This window comes from Pseudomonas sp. ABFPK (genome assembly GCF_001586765.1).
Classification (GTDB): Bacteria; Pseudomonadota; Gammaproteobacteria; order Pseudomonadales; family Pseudomonadaceae; genus Aquipseudomonas; species Aquipseudomonas asiatica.
In genome coordinates, this window is record NZ_LQXW01000023.1 from 1 (window position 1) to 26,400 (window position 26,400).

The following is a 26,400-nucleotide window of genomic DNA, read 5'->3' on the forward strand; positions in this document are numbered from 1 at the left end:
GATGAACGGTCGGCGGCCGAACTTGTCACTGAGCAGCCCGATCATCGGTTGCACGAACAGCATGCCGACCATGATCGCGATGATGATCAGCACGCCATGGTCTTCGCTGTAGTGCAGGTTGTGCGACAGGTAGCTGGGCATGTACGTGAGCAGCATGTAGTAGGTGACGTTGGTGGCGATCACTACACCGATACAGGTCACCAGGCTGCGCCAGTGTTGGGTGGCGACCTCCTTGAAGGACACCTTGGGCCCGGATGCCAGGCCTTCGCGGTCGCCCTGCTCCAGTTTGTCGACATGCTGCTGGAAAGCCGGCGTTTCCTCCAGGGCATGGCGCAGGTACAGGCCGATGATGCCCAGCGGCAAGGCGAGGAAGAACGGCAGGCGCCAACCCCATTCGAGGAACTTTTCCTCACCCAGCACCGTAGAGATCAACACCACCACACCGGCACCCAGCACGAACCCGGCAATCGAGCCGAAGTCTAGCCAACTGCCGAGAAACCCCCGTTTTCGGTCCGGGGCATATTCGGCGACGAAGATCGACGCGCCGGTGTACTCGCCCCCCACCGAGAAGCCCTGGGCCATCTTGGCCAGCAGCAACAGGATCGGCGCCCAGATACCGATGCTGGCATAGGACGGTATCAGGCCGATGGCAAAGGTGCTGAGCGACATGATCACGATGGTCGCAGCGAGGATTTTCTGCCGCCCGAACCGGTCGCCCAAGGCACCGAAGAACAGCCCGCCCAGAGGCCTGATCAGAAACGGCACCGAGAACGTGGCCAACGCCGCGATCATCTGCACGCTTGGGTCGGCATTGGGGAAGAAAACCTTGCCCAGGGCGTAGGCGACGAAGCCGTAGACGCCGAAGTCGAACCACTCCATGGCATTGCCCAGTGCCGCCGCGGTGATTGCCTTGCGCATCTTGCCGTCGTCGACGATGGTGATGTCCTTCAGGCCGATTGGCTGGATGCTTTTCTTGCGAGGTTTCATGTCCGTATCCCTGTCGATGAATGCTCTAAGGGATGAGATACGACGGGACACTAAATAATTCAGCGCTTACGGGTTTTTTGTATTTTTCCTCACCGGTTGCGGCGCAGGCAAAGAAAAGCCGCTGCGATGGCAGCGGCTTGCATGGGCAACGGCTCGCGGTCAGATGCCTTCGCGGGCCAGGTCCATGGCGAAGTAGGTGAGGATCAGGTCGGCACCGGCACGCTTGATCGCGCCAATGCTTTCACGCACCACCCGGCCTTCATCGATGGCGCCAGCCAGGCCACCGAACTTGATCATCGCGTACTCGCCGCTCACCTGGTACGCCGCCAGCGGCAGGCGCGAGGCTGCACGGATATCGGCGATCACGTCGAGGTAGGCACCGGCCGGCTTGACCATCAGTACATCGGCGCCTTCCTGCTCGTCGAGCAGCGACTCGCGCACGGCTTCGCGGCGGTTCATCGGGTTCATCTGGTAGCTCTTGCGGTCGCCCTTCAGCGCGGTACCACCGGCTTCACGGAACGGGCCATACAGCGACGAGGCGAACTTGGTGGAATAGGCCATGATCGCGGTGTCGTGGAAGCCGGCACCATCCAGCGCGCTGCGGATGGCCTGGACCTGGCCGTCCATCGCCGCCGACGGGGCAATGAAATCGGCACCTGCAGCAGCGGCGATGACCGCCTGCTTGCCCAGGTTGGCCAGGGTGGCGTCGTTGTCCACACCGTGGTCGTGCAGTACGCCGCAGTGGCCGTGGCTGGTGTATTCGCAGAAGCAGGTGTCGGACATCACCACCATTTCCGGCACGGTGTCCTTGCAGATGCGTGACATGCGCGCGACCAGGCCGTTTTCGTTCCAGGTGTCGCTGCCGACGGCGTCCAGGTTGTGCGAAACGCCAAAGGTCATCACCGACTTGATACCAGCGCGGGCATAGCGCTCGATTTCCTGGGCCAGCAGCTTCTCGGGAATGCGGTTGACGCCCGGCATGCTGGTGATCGGCACGAAGTCATCGATACCCTCTTCGACGAAGATCGGCAGGATCAGGTCTTCAAGGCGGAACTCGGTTTCCTGGAAGATCGTGCGCAGGGACTCGTTCTGGCGCAGGCGGCGTGGACGAACGGACGGGAATTGGTTGGACATGACAGCTCCAGGGAATTTGAACGGCGTATACCTTATGCCTGTCGCGCGCCAGTGAAAAGGCCGGATGACGAGATATTGTCTTGCGTCAACAGCAACAAGCCTGCAATGGCCCTATCGCTGGCAAGCCCTGGCCTTGCCTCAAGGCATGCGCAGGTCCTGTAGGAGCAGCCTTGTGCTGCGAAGGGGCCATTACAGCCGAAGGTGATGTGTTGCCTTGCAGGCCTCTTCGCAGCACAAGGCTGCTCCTACAGAGAACTGTACAGCCCTCAAGGCAACATTTTACTGCAGCCAGGGCGGCGCAGGCTCCTCTGCCCTGGCCGCCCCATGCTCAGCCTCGGCCCGCGCGGCGCGCCGGCGCGCATCATCCAGCCGGGCGGCATCGATTTCGCGCATCACACCGGCCACGTCAGCCGCCTGCTCGTCATCCTCGAACAACCCCGTCAGCGGGCTGTCCGGGCGCAGTTCGCCCGCCTCGTACAAGGCCCACATTTCCTGCGCATACCGGGTACTTTTCAGCTCCGGCGCAAAGCGCCCGAAATAATGGGCCATGTTGGCCACATCGCGCTGCAGCATGCTGAAGGCATGGTTGTTGGCCGCTGCATCCACCGCTTGCGGCAAGTCGATGATCACCGGCCCGTCCGGGCCAAGCAGCACGTTGAACTCCGACAGGTCGCCGTGCACCAGCCCGGCACACAGCATCAGCACGATCTGGCGAATGACAAAGGCATGGTACGCCCGGGCTTCCTCGGCTTCGAGGTGAACGTCGTTCAGGCGCGGGGCCGCGTCACCGTCGGCATCAGTCACCAGCTCCATCAACAGCACGCCGTCCTGGAAATCGTAGGGCCTGGGAACCCTCACGCCAGCGCCGGCCAGGCGGAACAGCGCCGCCACTTCGGCGTTCTGCCAGGCGTCTTCGGCTTCCTTGCGGCCGTACTTGCTGCCCTTGGCCATGGCCCGGGCCTGACGGCTGTTGCGAACCTTGCGGCCCTCCTGGTACTCGGCAGCCTGGCGGAAACTGCGCTTGTTGGCTTCTTTATAAACCTTGGCGCAGCGCACCTGGCTGCCACAGCGCACCACATACACGGCGGCTTCCTTGCCACTCATCAACGGCCGCAGTACTTCGTCGACCAGGCCGTCTTCGATCAGGGGTTCGATTCTTTTGGGTGTCTTCATCAGGCTGCGTTCGGGGTCCTGGCTGTGATGGCGGACATCCTCTCACAGCCTGATGCGACTTGCTCGTCTGTCTTCAGGCCGGGCGACTCAAGCGCCCTGCCCTACGCTGCCAACCACCGCCTCGCGCGCCCGGCGCCGTGTGACCAGAAGGCCCGAACACACCACCAGTACCGCCAGCACCATGGTCGATACTACTTCCAGACGGTGATCCGGGCGGAACAGCATCAGTACCAGCACGCCGCTGATGAACAGGATCACGCCCCAGGTCAGCCATGGGAACAGCCACATGCGGTAGCCCAACGTCTTGCCCTGTGCAGTCAGGCGCTGACGCAGGCGCAGCTGGGAAACGGCGATCACCAGGTACACCAGCAGGGCAATGGCGCCGGAGCTTGCCATGAGGAAGCCGAACACCTTGGCCGGGACCAGGTAATTGGCAATCACCGCCAGGAAAGCTGCGCCTGTGGACAGCAGCACAGCCACCACGGGGGTGCCGCTGCGACTGGTCACCTGGGCACAGGCCGGCGCATCACCGCGGCGGCTCAGCGAGTAGACCATGCGCGAAGCGGTATACAGCGACGAGTTGAGGCAACTGGTCACCGACGTCAGCACCACGAAGTCGATGATGGCCTTGGCATTCGGCACGCCCAGGGTGTCCAGCACCGTGACATAGGACCCTTCGGTGGCCAGGCGCGGGTCAGTCCACGGCACCAGCGCGATGACGATGAAGATCGACAGGATATAGAACAGCGTGATCCGCCAGATCACCGAGTTGGTGGCCTTGGAAATATGCTTGCCCGCTTCATCCGATTCGGCTGCGGCAATGGTCACCACTTCGGCGCCGAGGAACGAGAACATGGTAATCAGCATGGCGCTCAGCACCGCACCAAAACCGTTGGGCATGAAGCCGCCACTGTCCCACAGGCGGGACACGCCGCTGACACCGGAGCCTGGTAGCAAGCCGAAGATGGCGCATACCCCCAGCGCGATGAAGCCGACAATGGCCACCACCTTGACCAACGCCAGCCAGAACTCGAACTCACCGTAGTTCTTCACGCTGAACAGGTTGGTGGCGGTCAGCAACAGGGTAATCACCAACGACAAGACCCAGATCTCCAGCTGCGGGACCCAGGAATTGATGATGGTGGCGGCGATATTGGCCTCGATGGGGATGATCAGTACCCAGAACCACCAATACAGCCAGCCGATGGTGTAGCCGGCCCACTTGCCGATGGCGAGGTCGGCATAGGTAGAGAACGAACCGGTGTCCGGTGAAGCAACGGCCATTTCGGCCAGCATGCGCATCACCAGCACCACCAGCGCGCCGGCCAGGATATAAGCCAGGATGGTGGCGGGCCCTGCCTCGGCAATCGCACGGCCGGAGCCGACGAACAGGCCGGCACCGATCACGCCGGCAATGGACAGCATGGTGACATGCCGGGATTTCAATCCGTGACTCAAATTGTTCTTGTGGGTTTGCATGGCGCTACCTTGTTGTTTTTGTCATGCCCACGCTGGGGCCGCCGGCTTGCACGTCACCGACGCAGGCGCGAAAAAGCCCGCCCTGCCCCAGATGGTGAGTAGGGCAGTACGGGTTGAGGAAAACGAAACCGCAGGGCGTATTACCGGTAGGTCAGCCGGCAGCCCGCTGACGAGGCGCCAGGTCGGCCTTGGGGAAACTGCCGCCCTGGCGACCGACCTGCTCGCATACCTTGTCGACGATGTATGCGCCGATCGGGATGGCGGAGGTGGCGGCCGGCGACGGTGCGTTGCACACGTTGACGCTGCGAGCGGTGTTGACGAACAGGAAGTCGTCGATCAGCTTGCCGTCACGCGATACGGCCTGGGCACGCACACCGGCCGGATAAGGCGTGAGGTCGGCCTTGGTGATGCTCGGGCAGTATTTTTGGACCTGCTTGAGGTAGCCACCCTTGAACAGCGAGTTCTTCATCTCGATAAGGCCTGGGCGGAAGTTCTTCGCCAGCACCTTGAGGATGCCGGGGGTGGTCAGGGTCTGGAACAGGTCGGCTGGGCTGACATCGCGCTTGCGGTAGCCCTCGCGCTTCATTGCCAGCACGGCATTGGGGCCAACGGTCACGGTGCCGTCGATCATGCGAGTCAGGTGCACACCCAGGAACGGCATGGACGGGTCGGGAATCGGGTAGATCAGGTGGTTGACGATCTGGTTGTGCTGCTTGGGCAGCAGGTAGTACTCGCCACGGAACGGGCAGATGACGAACTCGGTCCGCAGGCCCAGCATGCTCACCACGCGGTCGGCCATCAGGCCCGAGCAGGTCACCAGGAAACGGCTGCGCAACTCATCGTCATGATGGTCGCCACGCGTGCGCACGACCACTTCGCTGGCCAGCTCCTGCAGGCCGACCACCTCGGCGCCATAGCGGATCTCACCGCCGGCGCGCTGGAACTCGGCGCCCATGGCCGCAGTCACTTCGGCGTAATTGACGATACCGCTGGAGGGCACGAAGATGCCGCCCATGCCAACGATATTGGGCTCGCGCTCGCGCAGTTCGGCCGCCGAAAGCCAGTAGCGCTCCAGGCCATTGGCCGCGGTGCGCTCCCACAGCGCCTTCATGCGCTGCATTTCCAGGTCGTTGGTAGCCACCAGCAGCTTGCCGCATTCATCGAAGCGGATACCGTGCTGGGTGCAGAAAGCCTTGGTGGCCTTGTTGCCTTCCAGGCAGAAGCGCGCCTTGAGGCTGCCGGGGGTGTAATACACGCCGGCGTGGATCACGCCGCTGTTGTGGCCGGTCTGGTGGCGGGCCGGGCCGGACTCTTTCTCCAGCAGGAGAATCTTCGCATCCGGGTAGACCTTGATCAGGTGCATGGCCGTGGACATGCCCACAATGCCACCGCCAATGATGATGAAATCGTACACAGCCTTACCTCACACGCAGGCATTGCCTGACTGGCTCACCAAGGCCCGCGCGGGCCCTGGTGGCATCGTTTTGTGCAAAGACGCGTGGGCGGGCGCCCGCCCCGCGCCCTGTCATTATTGCCCGCGCTGGTACAGCGGTTTGGGGAAGGCCACGTAACCGCGCTGGCGCATCAGCTCGCGGCGCAGGCCTTCGTGCGGCGTGAAGCGGTCGCGGCCATGCAGCCAGAACAGGTTGTTGATCAGCAGGAAGCTACCCACACCGACCGGTACCGAAAGCTTCTTCTCGCTGCCTTCCAGCGATTCGGACAAGGCGTTCAGCCAGATGCCCTCCTCGTAGTTTTCCGGCTGCACGAACTGGTCGATGTAGCGCATGGTCGGGCGGCCTTCGGCATCGGTGTCGAATACCGAGTGGAACACATCTTCGGACACCTTCTTGCTCGGCGGTGCGGTCCAGCGCATTTCGCGACGGGCCAGCGGGTGGCGGAAGAATTCGTCGCACTGCTCCCAGTCGTCCAGGTGCAGCAGCAGCGAGTTGCCGCCTTCCATGTTCTTTTCGTCAATCTTCAGCATCAGCACATAGTCGGTGATCTGGTTGACGAAGGTGCCGTCGTTGTGCAGCTCCATGACCCGGTGCGGCTGGCGCAGGTAGCTGTCGGAGTTGTCGGTGTTGACCACCACGAAGCGGGCATAGAACTGGCCGCTCATGGCGTCGTAGTTGGAGCGGCCGATCAGGTGTGCGCAGGCGGTGGTGAACTTGACCATGTCCTCGGCCTGGCTCACGTCATCCAGGCCGACCGGGGTGATCAGCATGCCGCCGCTGGCGCGGTTGAGGATGGTATTGAGCAGCACCGGCCGCAGGGTGCCCTGGCACAGCTCGTCGAGGATCTCGCCAACCCGGAAGCGCAGGAACGACTTGTACTCCAGCGCCTGCACCGGCCACTGGGCAACAGCCTGGACGAACGCTTCGACCGTTTCGCGGGCAAAGGTCAGCTCAAGCAGGCGCGGCGACTGTTTCGAAGGGGCGATGGTGTAACCACGCGGCTCGAGCGGCAGTGGCATCACAAGTTCGTCGATCTGCGTAAAAGCGTTCATGGCAGTGTCCTGGCAGAAAAAATGAGTAGCGCCGTCCGGTCATGACCTGGATCAGTGCGGGCGAGCTAAAATTATCGCCATAAACGCAAAATGTCTACATTTTTATTTTTCAAAGACAGAATGCATTTTTGTCCATTGTTTTTCGCCGGCGAACGCTTTCGGTATGATCGTCAAAACCGTTTGAGGAACAGGACCTTGGAAGCGCTCGCCCCCCGACAAAACTCAGCATTCAGCGGGTATGAGAGGCTCAAGAAGGACATCATCCGCGGCGTGTTCAAACCCGGCGAAAAGCTGCTGATGAGCACCCTGAAGGAGCGCTACGACCTGGGCGTGGGCCCGCTGCGCGAAGCACTGTCGCAGTTGGTGGCCGAGCACCTGGTCAACGCGATCAGCCAGAAGGGCTACCGTGTGGCGCCCATGTCGCTGGACGAGATGAACGACATCTACGATGCCCGCGCCAACCTGGAGGCGATGATCATCACCCTGGCCATCGAGCGTGGCGACGACGCCTGGGAGGCGTCGGTACTGGCCCACTCGCATACCCTGGCCAAGGTGGTGGAAGTGAAGACCCGCGAACAGCGCCTGGATGTGTGGGACGAACGGCACAAGGCATTCCACACGGCCATTGCCTCGGGCTGCGGCTCCAAGCACCTGCTGCAGGCGCGCACTTACCTGTTCGACCAGGCCGAGCGCTACCGGCACCTGTGGCTGACCCAGACGGTGTTTTCCGAACAGGCCCTCGAGCTCAAGCGCCAGGAGCATGCGGCTCTGGTGGAAGTGATTCTGGCCCGGGACGCCAAACGCGCCAGCGCCATGATGCGCTCGCACCTGATGACTCCGGTGCCGATCATTGCGCAGATCATGCATGCCGAGGGTATTGGCGCACGTTGAAAGACCGCGGCGCCTGCTTCGCGGGTAAACCCGCTCCCACAGGGATGTCACCGCCCTTGGGGGTGACGCTGCACCTGTGGGAGCGGGTTTACCCGCGAAGAGGCCAGTGCAGGCAAAACACGCCAGATGAATTTTTCTTAAATCGCCGTTTGGCTATTCTTTGGCACAATCAAGTCTCCATTAGATGCCCGGGAACCAGCATGCCTCGCGTACTGACCATCGAAGACGACGCCGTCACCGGCCAGGAAATCGTCGCCGAACTTACCAGCCACGGCCTTGAGGTGGATTGGGCCGACAATGGCCGTGAAGGCCTGGCCAAGGCCATTGCCGGCGGCTACGACCTGATCACTCTGGACCGCATGCTGCCCGAGGTCGATGGCCTGACCATCGTCACCACGCTGCGCAACCTCAAGATTGCCACGCCCATCCTGATGATCAGCGCCCTCTCCGACGTCGACGAGCGGGTGCGCGGCCTGCGTGCCGGGGGTGACGACTACCTGACCAAACCGTTCGCCTCCGACGAGATGGCCGCGCGGGTCGAAGTGCTGCTGCGCCGCAACAGCGTACCCATGACCCAGACCCGCCTGCAGGTCGCCGACCTGCAACTGGACCTGATCAGCCACGAAGCCCGCCGTGGCGAACAGACCCTCAACCTGCTGCCCACCGAGTACAAGCTGCTGGAGTACCTGATGCGCCATAGCGGCCAGGTGATCACACGGATGATGATTTTCGAGGAAGTCTGGGGCTACCACTTCGACCCAGGCACCAACCTGATCGACGTACACATCGGTCGCCTGCGCAAGAAAATCGACTCGCCCGGCCAGTCGCCGCTGATCCGTACGGTACGGGGCTCCGGCTATGCCATTGCTGAACCCGTCTAAGGGCTGGAGCTCCTCGACCAGCCGCCTGCTGGCGCTGTACAGCTTTCTGTTCGTGGCCTGGAGCAGCATCCTCATGGGGGTGCTGTACTTCGAGGTGTCCAGCTACCTGAACAAACTCACCCGCCATTCGATGCTGCAGCGCCAGCACCTGTTCGCGCACATGAGCGGCAAACAGCTGGACGACGCCCTGGTCGCCAGCCAGGCCTTCGAGGAACGCAGCTTCGACGCCTACGGCCTGTTCGACAACCAGCTCAACCCGATCGGCGGGCGCATTCGCGCCATCCCGCCAGAGCTGGGGCTGGACGGCAAGGTTCACGAACTCAAGCGCTGCCTGGACGCCGACGACCCGCACATGCCGCGTGACAGCTGCGACGCGGTGGCGATCAAGGTGCAGGATGGCCGCTGGCTGGTGCTGGTGCGCGACAACGGCTCGCTGTTCGTGGTCACCCGGATCATCCTGCATGCCCTGCTTTGGGGGATATCGCTGACCCTGATCCCGGGCTTTGCCGGTTGGTACCTGCTGAGGCGTCGCCCACTCAAGCGCATCCGCGCGATCCAGGCCCAGGCCGAACTGATCGTCGCCGGTGACCTTACCCACCGCCTGCCGCTGTCGGCCCGGCGCGACGAGCTGGACATGCTGGCAGCCATCGTCAACGCCATGCTCGACCGCATCGAGCGGCTGATGCACGAGGTCAAGGGCGTGTGTGACAACATCGCCCACGACCTGCGCACCCCGCTCACGCGCCTGCGCGCCCAGCTGTACCGCATTCGCCAGCAAAGTGACGCTGACTCCACCCAGGCCGAGGCACTGGACCAGGCCATCAGCGAAACCGACACCCTGATGGCGCGTTTTCGCGGATTGTTGCGCATCAGCGAACTGGAAGACCGCCAGCGGCGGGCCGGTTTCGTCCAGCTTGACCCGCACGAGTTGCTGGTCGAGCTGCACGACTTCTACCTGCCGTTGGCAGAAGATGGCGGCATCCGCCTGGAACTTCAGCAGCCGGCCGAACTGCCGGCATTGCATGGTGACCGCGAACTGCTGTTCGAGGCACTGGCCAACCTGGTGGGCAACGGCATCAAGTTCACGCCCGAGGGTGGGCTGGTGCGGATAACGGCGACGCAGGACGACAACGGCCTGCACCTGGCCATCGAGGACAGCGGGCCGGGTATTCCGGAAGAGGAACGGGCGGCAGTGCTGAAGCGCTTCTACCGTAGCGATGAAGGCCACCGCCATGCGGGATTCGGGCTGGGGTTGTCGATCGTTGCGGCGATCGTCGACCTGCATGGGTTCGGGCTGGAGGTGGGGGAAAGCGAGCTGGGTGGGGCCAGGTTGGTGTTGCACTGCCCTCTTGCGGGCCTGGTCAAGTAAAGGCCGGGGGCCGCCATGCGGCCCATTCGCAGCACAAGGCTGCTCCTACAAGGATACGCGTTCCCTTTGTAGGAGCAGCCTTGGGCTGCGAATGGGCTGCAAAGCAGCCCCAACTGCACCGATCAGTCGGCCAGACGCCAGGTAGTCCCACCCTTGCTGTCTTCCAGCACCACACCCATGGCGGTCAGCTGGTCGCGAATGCGGTCGGACTCGGCCCAATTCTTGTCCGCACGCGCCTGCAGGCGCGCCTGGATCAAGCCCTCGACCTCAGCGGCATCCACCTTGCCTTCGGCACCGGCACGCAGGAAGTCATCGGCTTCCAGCTGCAGCACACCCAGCACATCACCCAGCTCGCGCAGGCGACCGGCCAAGCCGGCAGCAGCCTCCACGTCGCTTTCGCGCAGGCGGTTGATCTCGCGTACCAGGTCGAACAGCACGGCGCAGGCTTCGGGGGTGCCGAAGTCGTCGTTCATGGCCACGCTGAAGCGCTCGACAAACTCTTCGCCACCCTTGGCCGCTACCCGTGGCAAGCCACGCAGGGCGTGGTAGAAGCGCTCCAGCGCGCCCTTGGCATCGCGCAGGCTGTCTTCCGAGTAGTTGATCGCACTGCGGTAGTGGCTGGCCACCAGCAGGTAGCGCACCACTTCCGGGTGATACTTCTCGAGCACGTCGCGAATGGTGAAGAAGTTGTTCAACGACTTGGACATCTTCTCGCCATTGATACGAATCATGCCGCAGTGCATCCAGGCGTTTGCGTACTGCTTGCCGGTGGCCGCCTCGCTCTGGGCGATCTCGTTCTCGTGGTGCGGGAACTCCAGGTCGCTGCCGCCGCCGTGGATGTCGAAGCTTTCACCCAGGCAGCAGGTGGACATCACCGAGCACTCGATGTGCCAGCCCGGACGCCCCGGGCCCCATGGCGAGTCCCAGCTCGGCTCGCCCGGCTTGACGCCCTTCCACAGCACGAAGTCCAGCGGGTCCTGCTTGGCTTCGTCGACCTCGATACGGGCACCGATGCGCAGGTCTTCGATCTTCTTGCGCGACAGCTTGCCGTAGCCGACGAACTTGCCGACGCGGTAGTACACGTCACCATTGCCCGGGGCATAGGCATAACCCTTGTCGATCAGGGTCTGGATCATCGCGTGCATGCCGGCGATATGGTCGGTGGCACGCGGCTCCTGGTCCGGCGGCAGGATGTTCAGGCGGCGCTCGTCTTCGTGCATCGCGTCGATCATGCGGGCGGTCAGGGCATCGAAGCTTTCGCCGTTCTCGTTGGCCCGGTTGATGATCTTGTCATCGATGTCGGTGATGTTGCGCACATAGGTCAGCTCGTAGCCGCTCTTGCGCAGCCAGCGGGTGACCAGGTCGAAGGCCACCATGCTGCGGCCATGGCCCAGGTGGCAGTAGTCGTACACGGTCATGCCGCACACGTACATGCGCACCTTGTTGCCATCCAGCGGCTTGAAGGTTTCCTTCGTTTTGCTCAGCGTGTTGTAGATGGTAAGCACGGCGGTTCCTCAGCTGCCCCAGGAGTCACGCAGGGTGACAGTGCGGTTGAACACCGGGCGGCCCGGCTGGCTGTCCTTAAGGTCGGCGCAGAAGTAGCCTTCGCGTTCGAACTGGAAACGGTCCTCGGGCTGCGCCTGGGCCAGCGACGGCTCGGCGCGGCAGCCGCTGAGCACCTGCAGCGAGCCTGGGTTGATGTTGTCCAGGAAGCTGCCGCCCTCCTCGGTCTTTTCCGGGTTCGGCGAGCGGAACAGGCGGTCGTACAGGCGCACTTCGCACTCGACGCTGCCCTCGGCCGGCACCCAGTGGATCACGCCCTTGACCTTGCGGCCTTCCGGGTTCTTGCCCAGGGTGTCCGGGTCGTACGAGCAGCGCAGCTCGACGATGTTGCCGTCGGCATCCTTGATCGCCTCGTCGGCGCGGATCACGTAGCTGCCGCGCAGGCGCACTTCACCGGCCGGTTCCAGGCGCTTGTAGCCCTTCGGCGGCTCTTCCATGAAGTCGTCACGGTCGATGTACAGCTCGCGGGCGAACGGCAGCACGCGCACGCCCATGTCTTCCTTGGGGTGGCGCGGCAGTTCGAGCTGCTCGACCTGGCCTTCCGGATAGTTAGTGATGACCACTTTCAGCGGGCGCAGCACGCACATGGCGCGCGGTGCGGTGCGGTCCAGGTCGTCACGGATGCTGAACTCGAGCATCGACATGTCGACCACGCCGTCGGAACGGTTGGTGCCGATCATTTCGCAGAAGTTGCGGATCGAAGCCGGGGTGTAGCCACGGCGACGGAAGCCGGACAGGGTCGACATGCGTGGGTCGTCCCAGCCTTCGACGTGCTTTTCGTCGACCAGCTGCTTGAGCTTGCGCTTGGACGTGATGGTGTAGTTCAGGTTCAGGCGGCTGAACTCGTACTGGCGCGGGTGCGCTGGCACCGGCAGGTTGTCGAGGAACCAGTCGTACAGCGGACGATGGCCTTCGAACTCCAGGGTGCAGATCGAATGGGTGATGCCCTCGATGGCGTCCGACTGGCCGTGGGTGAAGTCGTAGTTCGGGTAGATGCACCACTTGTCACCGGTCTGGTGGTGGTGGGCATGGCGGATACGGTACAGGATCGGGTCGCGCAGGTTCATGTTCGGCGAGGCCATGTCGATCTTGGCCCGCAGCACGCGCTCGCCATCCTTGAACTCGCCGGCCTTCATGCGCGCGAACAGGTCGAGGTTCTCGTCAACGCTGCGCTCGCGGAACGGGCTGTTCTTGCCCGGCTCCTTGAGGTTGCCACGGTATTCCTTGGCCTGCTCGGGGGTAAGGTCGCAGACGTAGGCCTTGCCACGCTTGATCAGCTCGACCGCCCAGTCGTGCAACTGGTCGAAGTAGTCGGAGGCGTAGCGCACATCGCCGGCCCAGTCGAAGCCCAGCCACTTGACATCGCTCTGGATGGCGTCGATGTACTCCTGGTCTTCCTTGGCCGGGTTGGTATCGTCGAAACGCAGGTGGCAGACGCCCCCGAATTCCTTGGCCAGGCCGAAGTTGACGCAGATCGACTTGGCGTGACCGATGTGCAGGTAGCCATTGGGCTCCGGCGGGAAACGGGTGACGATGCTGCTGTGCTTGCCCGAGTCCAGGTCGGCCTGGATGATCGGCCGCAGGAAATTCGCAGGGACAGCGGGGGCGCCTTTGGCAGCGGCGTTGGGCGCGTTGTCGGCAGTGGGCTTGCTCATAGGATCCTTGAATGCACGTGTCCGGCCTGGGTAGGCCGATTGAATCAAAGGGCCTATCATAGCCGAAGCAGTCAAGCTGCTGACAGTCGGGCCCGGACAAACTGGCGTGATTTATCACGGCTTTTTGCCGCAGCCTGGCAAAATGGCCAGTGCGCGCCATGTGTCGCGATCGCCTGATCCTGCGTCAGGTGATGACCCGCGCCCTGCGCACCCTAATTCCGATTGCCTTGAAAGAGCGAGTTTCAGCATGTCCAAAGTCAAACTGAGCACCAACCACGGCGACATCGTCCTGCAACTGGACGCCGAGAAAGCGCCGCTGACTACCGAAAACTTCGTTCAGTACGTCAAGGACGGCCACTACAATGGCACCGTGTTCCACCGCGTGATCAAGGGCTTCATGATCCAGGGCGGCGGCTTCGAGCCTGGCATGAGCCAGAAGAAGACCCGCGCCAGCATCCAGAACGAAGCCGACAACGGCCTGAAGAACAAGAAGTACAGCATCGCCATGGCCCGTACCATGGAGCCGCACTCCGCCTCGGCGCAGTTCTTCATCAACTCGTCCGACAACGACTTCCTCAACCACAGCGGCAAGAACGTTCAGGGCTGGGGCTACGCGGTATTCGGCGAAGTGATCGAAGGCCGTGAAATCGTCGACGCCATCGAAAAGGTCGCCACCGGTTCCAAGGCTGGCCACCAGGACGTGCCGAAGGACGACGTGATCATCGAGAAAGCCGAGATCGTTGAGTGATCCTGCTGATCTCCGATCTGCACTTGCAAGAAGAACGCCCGGACATTACCCGGGCGTTTCTTGATCTGCTCGATGGCCGTGCCCGCCACGCCAAGGCGTTGTACATCCTTGGCGACTTTTTCGAAGCCTGGATCGGCGACGATGCCATGACGCCCTTCCAGCAGTCGGTCTGCCAGGCCATGCGTCGGCTGAGCGACAGCGGCACGGCCATCTATCTGATGCATGGCAACCGTGATTTCCTGATCGGCCAAGCCTTCTGCGACGCTGCGGGTTGCACGTTGCTGCACGACCCCAGCGTGATCGAGCTGGGTGGCGAGCAGGTGCTGCTGATGCATGGCGATACCTTGTGCACCCGCGACCTGGCCTACATGAAAATGCGCCGCTTGCTGCGCAACCCGCTGAGCCTGTGGGTGTTGCGGCACCTGCCGCTGTCGGCCCGCTACAAGCTGGCACGCAAGCTACGCAGCGAAAGCCGCTCGCAAACGCGGATGAAGTCCACCGAGATCGTCGATGTCACGCCAGAGGAAGTGCCGAAGGTAATGGCAGCGCATGCTGTACGTACCTTGGTGCATGGGCATACCCATCGGCCGGCGATACACAAGCTGGTGGTCGACGGGCAACCGGCACGGCGTATCGTGCTGGGCGACTGGGACCGCCGTGGCTGGGCCTTGCAGGTTGACGAGCAAGGCTTTCAGCTAGCGCCGTTCGAGTTTTCCTGACCGACCAAGGCGCCTTCTTCGCGGGTAAACCCGCTCCCACAGGTATCGTGCCGCTTGCAGCCCTGGTGCAGTACCTGTGGGAGCGGGTTTACCCGCGAAGAGGCAGGCACAGGCTAACGCCTCAAGGCCTGCTGACCACCGCCCCCTTGTCCCCCTCACTGATCACCACTTCCCGGTACTCCGGGTCAGCCTTGATCTGCGCCTCGGTAAACGGAATCACCGCCAGTTGACCAGCTGCAAACGCCTTGGTCTGGTCACTGGCATGCACCGAAGCCGCTTCACTGGACTGGGAAAACGCCAGCAGCCCGCGGGCCTCTGGCCCCTGGTCGGTAAAACTGACCAGTTGCAGGTAGCTGGTACCACTGACCACCAACCGCTTACCCTGCCCATGCGGCACACTGTAGATCGCGTTGTACACGCCCAACGCCTGCGGGCCACCCGGCACCGGCGTACCATCGCCCGCCTGTTGCACCTGCCCCCAGCGCACCTCCCCTGCCATACCGCTGTCACGCACCTGCTCGAGCGACGCCAATGCGGCCTGATGCAACAGCTTGCGCACGGCCGCCTGCTCGACTGCCAACCCGCGCGGGGTGTGCTGCGGATCGGCAGGGTCAAAGGCCACCCGCCAGCTTTGCGGGTGCTCGGCCAGGGCATCGTACAGGTTCTGGAAATGTATCAGCCCAATGCCACTGTCCAGGTCAGCCTTGCCATTCCAGGCCGCCAGGCTGCTGCATACGGCCCGCACATCCGCGTCGGCGCCCTTGCACCACTGCAGCAGGTCAGGCAGTAGCAGGCTGGCCAGGTAGACCTCGTCATCGGTCACCATGCGCTGCAGGTCGTCAGCGCCCAGGCGGGCCGTACCCTGCAGGCGTTGCAGGGCAAAGCGGCCACGCATGCCCAGCGGCTGGTCACTGCGGCTGACCAGCGGCGAATAACCGGTCAGCGGCTGCGCCGGGTTGGCCATCCAGGCCGGGTCGTTGGAGTTCTGCACGAAATCTTCGCGTTCCAGGCTCGGCAGAAGCCGCGCAGGGAAAATCCCCGGCTGTGCGGCCTGCGCATCGACCTTCCACTGGCACGCGCTGCGGGAGCCATCCAGTACTACCAGGCGCCCTTGTGCCTGCGGGTTGCTGCACGTGCTCAGCAGTTGCTGATCCACATAAGGCACCACTGACTGGTTCAGGTACAGGGCCTTGCCAGCCTGGTCCACCGACAGTGTGTTGACCCAGGGGATGCCCTGCAGCTGTTCGATCGAGCCTTTCAACGCCACCAGGCTGTCGGCATGGTTGATCTGGTACCACTGCTGCAACACCCGGGTGTTCTCAAGGTTGGCGTCGCGCAGGCTGTAGGCAGCATGTGCATCCCAGTCCAGGCGCCCCGGCCATTGCACCACCGGGCCGAATTGCGAGCTGTAGACCTGGCGCTGCACCTGGCTCAGGCTGCCATCCTCGGCCTTTACCGCAACACTGACGGTTTGCCGGGCCAGCGGCAGCGACTTGCCATCGAGCAGGTAGCGGGTCGGGTCCTTGGGGTCGAGTTGCAGGCGGTACAGGGTGAAGTGATTCGACGTATCGACGGTGTGCGTCCAGGCCAGATGCTGGTTGAAGCCGATGTTGACCACCGGCAGGCCCGGCAATGCCGCCCCCATCACATCGAGCTGGCCGGGAATGGTCAGTTGCATCTGATAGAAACGCATGCCGCCCATCCACGGGAAGTGCGGGTTGGCCAGCAACAGACCACGGCCATTGGCCGAACGCCGGGCCCCGACAGCCACCGCATTGCTACCGCGCTCCGTGGCAAAACGCTGTTGCCTGGCCAGCGCCGCGGCAAACCCTGCCGGCGCCGGCTGGCTGGCCTGCGTTGGCGGTTGCGCCCCGGCCAGCGCTTCGACGAACTGCCCGACACCGCCTTCGGCGAGCAGCCGACGGGTCAGCCTGACCAGGTCCTCGCTGCTTATCGGCCGCAGCCACTCGCCGGTGCCACATTCGGCGGGCAACCCCTGGCTGCGGCGCTCGGCCAGCGCCCGGTTGAACCCGCTGGCATAGCCTGCCAGCAGCGCCCGTACAGGCGCCGGCTGCGCCTGCAAGAACGCATCGACTGCCGCCGGAGTGTTGAGCCACGTGAAGAACACGTCGCTGGCCAGATTGTCACGCTGCTCAAGGGTCTTGCCCTTGGCACCGAAGTAGCGTGAGCGCTCGCCACTCACGGTCAGCACTTCATTGGCCAGCAGGCACAAGTTGTCCTGGGCGTAGGCGTAGCCGATGCCATAACCCAGGCCGCGCTCGTCCTTGGCCACGATGTGCGGCACACCGTAAGTGGTTCGGCGAATCTGCGCACTGGCATCGGCTGCGGCGGACTGCACCGGCACTGCGCCAACGCTGAAGGCTACCAGTGCGGCGGCCAGGCCAGCGCAAGTCATGGGACGGGAAAGTGGAAACACAGGCACTCCTCGGCTTCGGGGATCATCCCGATCAGACGAATGGCCAAATGAAAATTTTACGTATTACAAGGCAATGGAACGTCTTGAACAGAACCAGATTTTTTTTTGCGAGTGGGCTGCAGTTTTTCCGTTCTCATTCGTCCTAGTAAGTGAGGCACCCAAATTTCGGGTTCGTCCACGAAAAGGAGCATTCACATGTACAACCCGCAACCCTCGATCCAGGCTGGGCGCGTCCCAGGCAAAGCGCCCAGGGAACAGGACGTTTTTGCTGACGAACGCATCGGCAACGAACAGATCCGCGAGCTGTTGCGCAGTTTCGGCCTGCGTACCAGCCTGATCCGCCTCAAGGTCATCGATGCCTTGCACGCCGCCGACCGCAATGGCCGCAGCATTGGCGTGCGCGGCGTGCACGCGCAGCTGGAACAGCTGGATATCCCGCTGTCGTTCCTCAGCGTGCGCGAAGTGCTCAAGCGGCTGTGCAGCGAGGGCGTCATCCAGCTGGGCAGCGACAAATGCTACAGCCTCGACCCCCAGGCGCGCGCCGTGCTGGAACGAACGCCTTTGCGCTGAGCGCATGGCCGGCCATACCTGGCCGGCCCGCCAAAGTCAGGGTTTGACCTTGCGCCGCAGGATGCCGTTGATCACCACGACCACCACGGCGATGGCGATGGCCAGCATCTGGAAGGTCTGCTCACTGATCGTGCCCTGCTTCTGCAGGTGGGACAGGCCCAGCATCAGGCCCAGTACCACCAGGATGATCAGAAGGGAATATTTGAGGCGCTGCACGTGTGTCATCGAAGGTTCCTTGCAACATCAGGGGCAAATGGCTCGCAACGAGCCGCAGCAATGATACAACGGCCACCGGCCCCGGCGCTGCATTTCCTGCTGGGTGGGGCGGCGCCTGCCTGAAAGCATGGGGCTCCCAAGCACCCATGCCGGAGGCACCATGTACAAACCCCTTCTGTTCGCGTCGCTATTGCTGACCCCCTTTTCCCTTCATGCGCTGGACACCCGCCAGACCTCGGCCGAGCAACTGCTCGAACTGGGCCGCGAACTGGCTGCCCACGCCGGCGCCAGCCAATGGCAACAACTGTGGCAGCGCGTGCGCCAGGCCGGTTACCTGCAGGCAAAAGGTGCGTCGGTGCATTTCACTGCCCCCCAGGCGCAACTGCCAGAGTTGGCCCGGCAAACCCTGGCCCAGGCCGACCGGGTACAAGCGCAACAGCAGACCCAGGCACTGTATCGCCGCAGCTTTGCCGACCAGGTCATCGGCCAGCGTGACGGGCAGCCGCTGCATGCCCTGTGCCTGCTGGTCGATTGGCGCACGCTGCCACAAGGCATGCGCGACTCCCCTCAGGCCTACCTGCGCAGCGCCAGCTTGTTGAGCAGCTATCCGTGTGATTGATGGTTATCACACCCATCGCGCAACACAAGAAGTGAGGTGATGGGAAATCACCCGCTACAGCCAGATGTTGAAGCCATGTCCTACAACGCCGGATATCGCTGCCTGCAAAACCTGTTCACGGAAGCTACAACCCCCAACCCATATGCCGCCTAGCGACATGCCTCGGCTGTCACAGAAAATCCAGTCACACCTTCGACATAACGCCGCTGGTGATCGGGTAGCACAGCCCATCCGTCCCGAAGGAGCGCCATATGCAAACGCCAGACTTGAGCCACATCGATATCAGCCAACTGCCCCACTCGCTGCAGGCCCTGATCGACTGCATCGGCATCGACAACGCCTACCAGCTGACCTGCGCCTACGGCGGCAGGCCCAAGTACATCCCCAAGCACCGCGAGCGCACCAAGCTTGCCGACGTGCTGCCGGCCGAAGCGCTCGACGCGCTGATCAAGCGCTTTGCCGGTGTCGCCCTGGAAATCCCCAAGGCTGACCATTTCATGCGCCAGTTGCGCAACCTGCAGATCCAGAAGGAAAGCGCCAGCGGCCTGTCGCGCAGCCTGCTCGCCGACAAGTACGGCCTGAGCCTACGCCAGATTGGCAACATCCGCCGGCAGGAACATTGCGCGCGCTGACGCCTCGGCATCGTCACCACCACTGACGGCCACGTTTTGAACCCAACCAGAAGAGAACCCAGCAATGTCGATAGATAACAGCCTCATCGGTTCCGTAATCAATGCCTTGCCGATGGACCGCATGATCGCAGGCCCACTGCAGGCCATGGTCCAGGCCCAGGTCACCGCCAGCAAATCCTACGCCGACTTCCTGATGCAGGTGTGCGTCCAGGACGGCAAGGCCGTGGCCATCCAGTTCGACTACGACGAAACCATCGTCGACGAACAAGGCGAGTACAAGGGCGTGGTCAGCAAGACCATGAAAGTGCCGCTGGTGGCAGCCATCACCCACCCGAACATTTCCATCGAAGAAGGTAATGTCGAGTTCGAGCTGGTCATCAACCAGATGTCGGAAGACGTTTCCAGCAAGGACATGAGCGCCGAGGCAAGCGGTTCGCTGGGCTGGGGGCCGTTCAGGCTCAACGTGAAAGGCAGCGTCAGCCACAAGTCCACGCAAACCCGCAAGACTGACACCCGCGCCCGCTACGCCTTCAACACGACCTTGAAGCGCCAGGACCCGCCTGAAGCGATGATGCGGGTGATCGACTTCCTGACCGACGCCGCGACAAAGCCGACCGTGGTCAAAACCGCCACACTGGAAAGCCAGGACTTGATTTCCCAGGCCGATACCTTGAACCCTGCCGCCGACGGCGCTCCGGCCCTCGCCGCCGCCACCTCTTGAGACGCATCTCCCTGCCCCGAACAGCCCCCCCTGACCAGCAACAGGGGGGCACCACCTGGCCTGAGGAGTCGAAGCATTGGATAAATCCCCCGCCCCCATGACTTCCATCGACCTGCGCGAAATCACCCGTGGCCTGCAGGAAGCCGCCAGTGCTACCAACAGCCTGATCGCGCAGCAGTACATCGACCTGTTCGACCAGTTCTTCGAATGCGACACCGAAGCGTTGGGCGCGCCCATGAAAGCCAAAATGGTCGAAGTGGCCATGGACGGCCAGCACATCATGCGCGTACCGCTGTTCGCGCTGGTGTCGCCAAAAGGCCTGGCCCTCGAGCGCATGCAGGTCGACCTTTCGGTAAGGGTCAAAGGCACCGAAGCACAGCAGGCACTGCTGACTGCAGGCGAAAACAAGGCGGCCAGCTTCAAGGTCACCATCGGCGGCCAAAGCCGTCAGGGCGACAGCCGTGACCCCGATGAAGTGCAGATCCGCATGCAGTTCCAGGCCAGCGAACCGCCGGAAGCCCTCAACCGGTTGATCGAGGAATACACCAGCCTGATCATCCCGGTTCGCGCCCCCAGCCCGCCGCCATCGCCCGATACCAATGAGTTCATCGAAGCGGCCACTGTCCGTTGACGGCCGCCCCGCGCCAGCTCAGAAGTCACGCTTGTAGAAGATGTCCAGTGAACTGGCCAGCCCGCTGGCAGCTTCGAGGTACACCTTCTTGCTCAGCTTGTAGCGCAATGCAATGGTGTTGGCGGGCTCGAACACCCCCACCCCGTAGCGCAGGCTCAGTTTCTCGGTGAGGTTGCCGCTGGCGACCACGCTGGTGGTATTACCCGAACCTTCGGTATCCAGCTGGAAGTCGTCGATGCCCAGGCTCGAGGCCAGGCTGCCGGTGATGCCGGCGCTACCCGCCAGGCCCAGGCCCAAGGCCGCCTCGGCGAGCATGTTGTTGTCTTCACCGGACGTGCCCAGCGGCCGCCCCAGTACCAGGTACGACAGCGCCTGCTCCTGGCTCATGGCCGGTTCCGAGAACACCTTGCTTGTGGGCTGCTCGGCACTGCCGCTCAGGCGGATACCGGCAATCACATCGTCGACCTTGCGGATCGCTTCAATGTCCAGGTATGGCTGGTCGATCGGGCCTGCGAACAACAACCGCGCACGGCGGATGGTCAGGCGCTGGCCGTAGGCGCGGTAGCGGCCATCGGCCAGGTTCAGCTCGCCACGGGTGTCGAGGTTGTCGCCGATGTGCACATGGCCGAGCAGGTTGGCCGTGAGACCAAAGCCGCTGAACGAAAGCTTGTCGCGGCCCACTTCGACATCAATGTCCATGGCCATCGCCATGGGCGGTTTGCCCTCTTCGGTCTGGTGGCCGACGATCACCGTGTCATCCGAGACCTTGACGGTGGACGGTGGCAGCTCGCGCACAGTGATCGCACCCTTGGGCACCTGTACCTTGCCGGTCACCGCCAGCTTGTCGTCGATCAGGCGCAAGGTCAGGTCCGGGGCAACCTCCAGCGTCGCATAGGGCTCGACCGTGACGGGCAGTTGCTGGCCCTGCAGACGCAGGTCCATGCCCAGTGCCTGGCCCCAGGTCAGGTTGCCATTGAGCTGGCCACGCCCCGCCTCGCCACTGCGCCAGCCGCCGTTGAGCTGTACCTGCTCGCCGGCAATCAACGCCTGCAATGACAGGTCCTCGAGACTGACCGGCAGCTCGGCACCACTGACTTCGCCGCCACTGAGCATCAGGTTGCCGTTGACCTGCGGCGCCAGCAAGGTGCCCGACAACCTGCCACTGCCATTGAGCTGCCCGGCCAGACGCTCGACCATCGGCACGAACGGGCGTGCCACCGAAAGGTCGAGGCCTGCCAGCTGGAAATCACCCGACAGCGGTTTGTTGTTGCCCAGTGGATCCAGGCGGGTGTTGACGTTCAGCTCGCCCAGGCGCTCGCCGCGGAACGCCAGGCGGGTATCGATGCGCCTTGGCGCCAGCGTGCTGTCCAGGCGCAGGGCCTGGTACGGGAAGTCGACCCAGCGGTCCTTGTCGCGCACGCGCAGGGTACCGCCACTGGCGTCGACGACGATGTTGCCCTTGGGGCCGCTGGCCGGGATGTCCAGATTGATGTCGGCATTGAGCAGGCCCTGCCAGGCGAAGTCCTTCGGCAGCCACTGGGCCAGGCTGTCCAGCGGGAACTGCTTGAGGTGGTAGCGCAAGCGTGGCTCGGGGGCCAGACGCTGGTCGTCGCCGCACAAGCTGGCCTGGCCGGAGCGCCAGCAGTGCGCAGCAAAGTCCAGCTGGCCGCTGGCCAGCCGCTGCAGGCGCGCCGGTGCCTGCAGCCGCCAGTCCTGGCCACCGGCCTGGATCCGCCCACTGGCCAGGCGCCCGCGCCAGTCACCCTTGTTCAACTGGCCATCCAGGCCGAGGTCGAGTTTGAGCTGCGGGCCGTCCAGCGCCAGGGTCAAGGCTTGCTGGCGAATGTCGCCTTTGCCGTTGGCCTGCAAGGTGCCCAATGCCGTGTCACCCAGGTGAATGCCGCTGGCCTTCAGTTCGATCACGCCACGCTGGGCGTTGTCCAGGCGGGCATCCAGGCCCAGCTGCTGCACGCGGTTTTCCGCCTGGGCAAGCCGCTGGCCCTGCAGGGCCAGCGTACCTTGCGGGGCCTGCAAGGTGCCGGCGACGTCAAGCCGGCCCTTGACCTGGCCCTGCAACCTTGGCCACAACTGGCCCAGGCGCGGCAGGTCGAGGTCGAGCCGCCCGGCCAGGCGTTGCTGCAGGCTGCCACTGCCATTGATGCGGTTATCCCCCAGCTGGACTGCCAAGGTACCCAAGGTCCAGCTCTGCCCTGCCCCCTGGGCCTCGACCTTAAGCACTGCCGGTTGGCCGCGCAGGCGGCCTTTCAGGTCTAGCCGGGCATCGAGGCTCAAGGCGTCGCCTTTCATCTCGCCTTTGCTGCGCAGCGGACCCGCCAGGTTACCCGGCAGCTCGGCCAGCCAATAAGCTGGGTCGAGCGCCGACAACTGCAGGTCGACATCCCATGCCAAGGTGTCGGCAAAGCGCACAGCGACACTGCCGGCAGCCTTGCCTTGCCCGGCGGTCAGCGCCAACTGCGGCAGCTTCACCTGACTCAGGTCACCTTCGAAGGGGCTGGCCAGGCTGAACGCGCCAGCCGGGCCATCCAGGTCGCCATTGAAGGTGCCCTGGTAGATGCCATCGCGATAATGCACCTGGGCCACGAGCCGCTTGAGGGTGACCTCAGGGGGCGTCTCCAGCGGGTACAGGCGCAGCCACGGAAAGTCCTGCCAGTCCAACTGGGCGTCGGCGACCAGGCCTTGCTGCCAGTCAGCCGTGGCTTGCATCTTGACCCGCTGGGTATCGCTGGCGCTCAGGTCCAGGGCATCAAGCCTGGCGCCTTTGCTGTCGACCAGCCCGGACAACAGCAAGGCGATCGGCGACTGCTCGGCCGGCAGGCTGGCCGACCCTGACAGTTGATAGCCCTTGAGCAGGTCGCCCCGGGCGTCGAGCTTGAGCTGGTTGAACTGCACGGTGTCGGGCAACGAGGCGGCCGGCTTGAATGCCTCGGAGCGGATCTGCAAGGTCGCCGGCAGGTGCTCGGCCAACGCCTGCAATTGCCCGTTCAGCGTGGCGTCGAGGTAACCGCTGCTGGTGCCGGCGAGTTTCAGGGTTTTCTGCAACTCGCCGGTGGCGGTCAATGCCAGCTGCCAGGGTTTGCCGTCTACCGTTGGCAGTTGCAACTGCGCCTGGAGTTGTACCGGCCAGTCAGCTTCGGGCTGCAGGTCGCCCTGCAGGCTCAATTGCAGGTCGTCACGCTTCAGCTGCAGGCTGTCGATGCGCAGCCCGGCATTGGTCCAGCGCGCCGCCAGTTGCAAGTCGCCAAGCAGGTCACTGCCATCCAGGCGCAACTGGCCAACCTTGACATCACCCAGTTCAATGGCCAGCGGCAAGCGCAAGGCCGGCAACTGCAGCGGGCCACTGTCGGCCGATTCGGCGCTGGGCGCAAAGGCCATGTCGATACGTTGCGCCTGCAACTGGTCAATGCACAAGGTAGAGCGCAGCAGGCATGCCGGCGACCAGGCCAGCAGCGGTGCCTGCACATCTACCGTGCTGCCGGCATCGGCCCAGATAAGCCGGCTGGCTTGCCAGCTACCGGCCAGGCGGCCCTGGAAATCAGCCACCTCAAGCCCGGGCACCTTGCCCAGCACCCAGCGGCTGCCGGCTTCGGTCCCCAGCAACAGGCCGAGTACCAGGCCCAGGCTTGCGGTTACCCCCAGCAGGCCCGCCAGAATGTACTTGATCACGCGTTTCACAGCTCAGGCCCCATGGAAAAGTGCAGGCGAATTCCCCCTTCATCATCCAGCGCCTTGGCCAGGTCCAGGCGCAGCGGCCCGACCGGCGACACCCAGCGCACGCCAAAACCGACACCGGTCTTGAGGCTTGGCAGCTCCAGGTCGTTGAACGAGTTGCCCTGGTCGACGAAGGTTGCCAGCCGCCACTTCTCGGTCAGTGAATACTGGTACTCGACACTGCCGGCGACCAGATAGCGCCCGCCAATGCGGTCGCCGTCGCTGTTCTTCGGCGACAAGGTCTGGTAGTCATAGCCACGCACGCTCTGGTCGCCACCGGCGAAGAAGCGCAGCGACGGCGGGATGTTGTTCTTGAAGCCATTGGTCGCGCTGCCACCGAACTGCACCCGGCCGAGCAAGCGATGGTCATGGCCAAGCGTGGTCAGGCCCTTGAGCAGCACGTTGCCATGCAGCAGGTTGGTGTCCGAGACCAGCCCTTCCTTGGCTACCTGTACATCGAACTGCAGGCGGTAGCCGTTATGCGGGTCGATGCGGTTGTCACTGCGCAGGAAGGAGTAACTCACCCCCGGCATCAACAGGTTGCTCAGCCCGGAGTCATCACCCAGACGGTACTCCTCGCGCTGGTACTTGAGGGAAATCACCCGCTGCCAGCCGCTTGGCAGCTTGCTGTGCCACTCGGGGCCCACCGTCAGCAGTTTGCTGAGGGTGTCGGTGCCGGCAATCTCTTCGTTCTGGTAGCCACCGGCAAAGCGCAACTTGTCGGTCAGCGGCGGGTCGAGGGGGATGTCGTACCAAAGGCCGACGTTCTGCCGGGGTGCCGACAGTTCGGTTTCCCAGCCGTAGCTATGGCCTTGCGGGTTGACCCAGTGGCGGGTCCAGTTGGCCTTGCCGCGGGGCCCGACGTCGGTCGAGAAGCCCAGGCCCAGGCCCATGGTGCGCGGTTTGCGGGTTTGCAGGCGGACATCCACGGGGATTTCTTCGCCCACGGCGGCGGTGGGCGCCGCATCCACGCGCACGCCTTCGAAGTAGCCGCTCGATTGCAGGTCATTGTTCAGCTCGGCGATCAGTTCCGAGTCGTAAGGTGTACCCGGCTTGAACGAGACCATACGCTGCAGCAGGTCGTCGTCCAGCGGTGTGTCGCCACCGAAGGTGACCGCGCCCAGGTGATAGCGCGGGCCGCTCTGGTAGACCAGTTCGATATCGGCCACACCGGCCTGGGGGTCTACCGCCAGGCGCTGGCGGCTGAAGCGCCCACTGAAGAAGCCGTAGCGCGACGCCTGGTTCTGGATCAGCCGCTTGGCATCTTCGTAATGGCCGTGGTTGAGTTGTTCACCCGCGCGCAGGGCCTTGCTGTCGGGCACGCGGAAAGCCTTCATCTCACTGGCGGGGCCTTCGATGCGTATGGTCACGTTGCGCAGGCGAATCGGCTCGCCAGGGTCGATGGTGATGATCAGTTGCGGGGAACGGTCAGCCTCGCTGGCGGGCTTGACCTCTGTGTCGATCTGCGCCTGGTAGTAGCCAAGTGCCTGCGCGGCTTTGCGCGCCTGCTCCTGGGCGCCGCGACTGAAGCGCAGCAGCGCTTCTTCATCGCGGTCGCCAAGGGTACCGATATAGCCTTCGACATTGGCCTTGAGCGCCTTGTTGGCCGGTTTGACCTTCACCAGCAACTCACTCTGGCCCCATGCTGCGAAACTGGCGACCCAGATAACCAGGCCCCAGGTCAATCTTCCTGAATACGTCATGCGGCGCATGCTACCAGAGCCGGGCGCTCAAGGGAGC

22 protein-coding genes are annotated in these 26,400 nt (G+C 63.5%); 10 read left to right on the forward strand and 12 right to left on the reverse strand.

All coding sequences use genetic code 11. The features are described 5' to 3' along the window. From proP to glaH, 6 genes are all read right to left on the reverse strand, one after another. A partial coding sequence (gene proP, locus WM94_RS15330) for a glycine betaine/L-proline transporter ProP (protein WP_061551583.1) occupies window positions 1-987 on the reverse strand: 987 nt, incomplete at its 3' end. A gap of 159 nt (window positions 988-1,146) precedes the next feature. Next, window positions 1,147-2,121, reverse strand: coding sequence for a porphobilinogen synthase (gene hemB, locus WM94_RS15335; protein WP_013972900.1), 975 nt, complete (start codon window positions 2,119-2,121; stop codon window positions 1,147-1,149). 279 nt (window positions 2,122-2,400) lie between these two features. Beyond that, on the reverse strand, window positions 2,401-3,294 hold the full coding sequence (locus tag WM94_RS15340; protein ID WP_015270627.1) for a PA4780 family RIO1-like protein kinase: 894 nt from the start codon (window positions 3,292-3,294) through the stop codon (window positions 2,401-2,403). Between the two features lie 87 nt (window positions 3,295-3,381). Continuing rightward, entirely contained in the window at window positions 3,382-4,773 is a 1,392-nt protein-coding gene (gabP, locus tag WM94_RS15345; RefSeq protein WP_023661037.1) for a GABA permease, read from the reverse strand. Between the two features lie 151 nt (window positions 4,774-4,924). Next, window positions 4,925-6,187, reverse strand: a complete 1,263-nt coding sequence (gene lhgO / locus WM94_RS15350; protein ID WP_003260140.1) for an L-2-hydroxyglutarate oxidase — start codon at window positions 6,185-6,187, stop codon at window positions 4,925-4,927. Window positions 6,188-6,301: 114 nt separating this feature from the next. After that, window positions 6,302-7,279 carry a glutarate dioxygenase GlaH gene (glaH, locus tag WM94_RS15355; RefSeq protein WP_013972903.1) on the reverse strand — a complete coding sequence of 326 codons (978 nt, stop codon included), beginning with the start codon at window positions 7,277-7,279 and terminating at the stop codon, window positions 6,302-6,304. A gap of 195 nt (window positions 7,280-7,474) precedes the next feature. On the opposite strand from glaH, the gene csiR reads away from it, so the two are divergent. From csiR to WM94_RS15370, 3 genes are all read left to right on the forward strand, one after another. Beyond that, the gene (gene csiR, locus WM94_RS15360; RefSeq protein WP_015270630.1) at window positions 7,475-8,170 is read left to right on the forward strand and encodes a DNA-binding transcriptional regulator CsiR; all 696 of its coding nucleotides are present in this window, start codon (window positions 7,475-7,477) and stop codon (window positions 8,168-8,170) included. Between the two features lie 200 nt (window positions 8,171-8,370). Further along, window positions 8,371-9,051, forward strand: a complete 681-nt coding sequence (locus WM94_RS15365; RefSeq protein ID WP_013972905.1) for a response regulator transcription factor — start codon at window positions 8,371-8,373, stop codon at window positions 9,049-9,051. Next, window positions 9,029-10,420 (forward strand): HAMP domain-containing sensor histidine kinase, encoded by a 1,392-nt coding sequence (locus WM94_RS15370; RefSeq protein WP_061551584.1) that lies wholly within the window; start codon window positions 9,029-9,031, stop codon window positions 10,418-10,420. The genes WM94_RS15365 and WM94_RS15370 overlap by 23 nt, the downstream gene beginning before the upstream one ends. A gap of 122 nt (window positions 10,421-10,542) precedes the next feature. Here the strand turns inward: WM94_RS15370 and cysS are convergent, their stop codons facing one another. Continuing rightward, complete coding sequence (cysS, locus tag WM94_RS15375) at window positions 10,543-11,925, reverse strand: cysteine--tRNA ligase (protein WP_061551585.1); 1,383 nt, start codon at window positions 11,923-11,925, stop codon at window positions 10,543-10,545. A 9-nt stretch (window positions 11,926-11,934) separates the two neighbouring features. Next, window positions 11,935-13,638 carry a glutamine--tRNA ligase/YqeY domain fusion protein gene (locus WM94_RS15380; protein ID WP_039614230.1) on the reverse strand — a complete coding sequence of 568 codons (1,704 nt, stop codon included), beginning with the start codon at window positions 13,636-13,638 and terminating at the stop codon, window positions 11,935-11,937. A gap of 247 nt (window positions 13,639-13,885) precedes the next feature. Here WM94_RS15380 and WM94_RS15385 point away from each other — a divergent pair, with 247 nt between their 5' ends. Together WM94_RS15385 and WM94_RS15390 are read left to right on the forward strand one after the other, a co-directional pair. Further along, window positions 13,886-14,386 carry a peptidylprolyl isomerase gene (locus WM94_RS15385; RefSeq protein ID WP_003259195.1) on the forward strand — a complete coding sequence of 167 codons (501 nt, stop codon included), beginning with the start codon at window positions 13,886-13,888 and terminating at the stop codon, window positions 14,384-14,386. Then, the gene (locus WM94_RS15390; RefSeq protein ID WP_061551586.1) at window positions 14,383-15,105 is read left to right on the forward strand and encodes a UDP-2,3-diacylglucosamine diphosphatase; all 723 of its coding nucleotides are present in this window, start codon (window positions 14,383-14,385) and stop codon (window positions 15,103-15,105) included. Before WM94_RS15385 ends, WM94_RS15390 begins: the two co-directional genes overlap by 4 nt. 121 nt (window positions 15,106-15,226) lie before the next feature. On the opposite strand, the gene WM94_RS15395 is transcribed toward WM94_RS15390, so the two are convergent. After that, a complete protein-coding gene (locus tag WM94_RS15395) occupies window positions 15,227-17,521 on the reverse strand; it encodes an acylase (protein WP_177342401.1) in 2,295 nt (764 codons plus the stop codon). A gap of 216 nt (window positions 17,522-17,737) precedes the next feature. On the opposite strand from WM94_RS15395, the gene WM94_RS15400 reads away from it, so the two are divergent. Then, window positions 17,738-18,112: a fe2+ zn2+ uptake regulation protein gene (locus tag WM94_RS15400; protein WP_023661040.1), complete on the forward strand. Its 375-nt coding sequence runs from the start codon at window positions 17,738-17,740 to the stop codon at window positions 18,110-18,112. Window positions 18,113-18,148: 36 nt separating this feature from the next. Here the strand turns inward: WM94_RS15400 and WM94_RS15405 are convergent, their stop codons facing one another. Then, on the reverse strand, window positions 18,149-18,337 hold the full coding sequence (locus WM94_RS15405) for a hypothetical protein (RefSeq protein WP_003248064.1): 189 nt from the start codon (window positions 18,335-18,337) through the stop codon (window positions 18,149-18,151). Between the two features lie 151 nt (window positions 18,338-18,488). On the opposite strand from WM94_RS15405, the gene WM94_RS15410 reads away from it, so the two are divergent. From WM94_RS15410 to WM94_RS15425, 4 genes are all read left to right on the forward strand, one after another. Next, window positions 18,489-18,947, forward strand: coding sequence for a hypothetical protein (locus WM94_RS15410; RefSeq protein ID WP_044047073.1), 459 nt, complete (start codon window positions 18,489-18,491; stop codon window positions 18,945-18,947). A 251-nt stretch (window positions 18,948-19,198) separates the two neighbouring features. After that, window positions 19,199-19,579 (forward strand): Mor transcription activator family protein, encoded by a 381-nt coding sequence (locus WM94_RS15415; RefSeq protein ID WP_013972914.1) that lies wholly within the window; start codon window positions 19,199-19,201, stop codon window positions 19,577-19,579. A gap of 64 nt (window positions 19,580-19,643) precedes the next feature. Beyond that, a complete protein-coding gene (locus tag WM94_RS15420) occupies window positions 19,644-20,300 on the forward strand; it encodes a DUF2589 domain-containing protein (protein WP_061551588.1) in 657 nt (218 codons plus the stop codon). 76 nt (window positions 20,301-20,376) lie between these two features. Then, complete coding sequence (locus WM94_RS15425; protein WP_061304603.1) at window positions 20,377-20,931, forward strand: DUF2589 domain-containing protein; 555 nt, start codon at window positions 20,377-20,379, stop codon at window positions 20,929-20,931. Between the two features lie 18 nt (window positions 20,932-20,949). On the opposite strand, the gene WM94_RS15430 is transcribed toward WM94_RS15425, so the two are convergent. Both WM94_RS15430 and WM94_RS15435 read right to left on the reverse strand, forming a co-directional pair. After that, window positions 20,950-24,624 (reverse strand): translocation/assembly module TamB domain-containing protein, encoded by a 3,675-nt coding sequence (locus tag WM94_RS15430; protein WP_061551589.1) that lies wholly within the window; start codon window positions 24,622-24,624, stop codon window positions 20,950-20,952. Continuing rightward, window positions 24,621-26,363, reverse strand: coding sequence for an autotransporter assembly complex family protein (locus tag WM94_RS15435; RefSeq protein WP_061551773.1), 1,743 nt, complete (start codon window positions 26,361-26,363; stop codon window positions 24,621-24,623). Before WM94_RS15435 ends, WM94_RS15430 begins: the two co-directional genes overlap by 4 nt. Between the last annotated feature and the right edge of the window lie 37 nt (window positions 26,364-26,400).

Coding starts and splice junctions, on each gene's coding strand:
- hemB (WP_013972900.1), bottom strand. CDS start 2,121: ATGTCCAACCAATTCCCGTCCGTTCGTCCACGCCGCCTGCGCCAGAAC.
- WM94_RS15340 (WP_015270627.1), bottom strand. CDS start 3,294: ATGAAGACACCCAAAAGAATCGAACCCCTGATCGAAGACGGCCTGGTC.
- gabP (WP_023661037.1), bottom strand. CDS start 4,773: ATGCAAACCCACAAGAACAATTTGAGTCACGGATTGAAATCCCGGCAT.
- glaH (WP_013972903.1), bottom strand. CDS start 7,279: ATGAACGCTTTTACGCAGATCGACGAACTTGTGATGCCACTGCCGCTC.
- WM94_RS15365 (WP_013972905.1), top strand. CDS start 8,371: ATGCCTCGCGTACTGACCATCGAAGACGACGCCGTCACCGGCCAGGAA.
- WM94_RS15370 (WP_061551584.1), top strand. CDS start 9,029: ATGCCATTGCTGAACCCGTCTAAGGGCTGGAGCTCCTCGACCAGCCGC.
- WM94_RS15380 (WP_039614230.1), bottom strand. CDS start 13,638: ATGAGCAAGCCCACTGCCGACAACGCGCCCAACGCCGCTGCCAAAGGC.
- WM94_RS15385 (WP_003259195.1), top strand. CDS start 13,886: ATGTCCAAAGTCAAACTGAGCACCAACCACGGCGACATCGTCCTGCAA.
- WM94_RS15395 (WP_177342401.1), bottom strand. CDS start 17,521: ATGACTTGCGCTGGCCTGGCCGCCGCACTGGTAGCCTTCAGCGTTGGC.
- WM94_RS15400 (WP_023661040.1), top strand. CDS start 17,738: ATGTACAACCCGCAACCCTCGATCCAGGCTGGGCGCGTCCCAGGCAAA.
- WM94_RS15405 (WP_003248064.1), bottom strand. CDS start 18,337: ATGACACACGTGCAGCGCCTCAAATATTCCCTTCTGATCATCCTGGTG.
- WM94_RS15410 (WP_044047073.1), top strand. CDS start 18,489: ATGTACAAACCCCTTCTGTTCGCGTCGCTATTGCTGACCCCCTTTTCC.
- WM94_RS15415 (WP_013972914.1), top strand. CDS start 19,199: ATGCAAACGCCAGACTTGAGCCACATCGATATCAGCCAACTGCCCCAC.
- WM94_RS15420 (WP_061551588.1), top strand. CDS start 19,644: ATGTCGATAGATAACAGCCTCATCGGTTCCGTAATCAATGCCTTGCCG.
- WM94_RS15435 (WP_061551773.1), bottom strand. CDS start 26,363: ATGACGTATTCAGGAAGATTGACCTGGGGCCTGGTTATCTGGGTCGCC.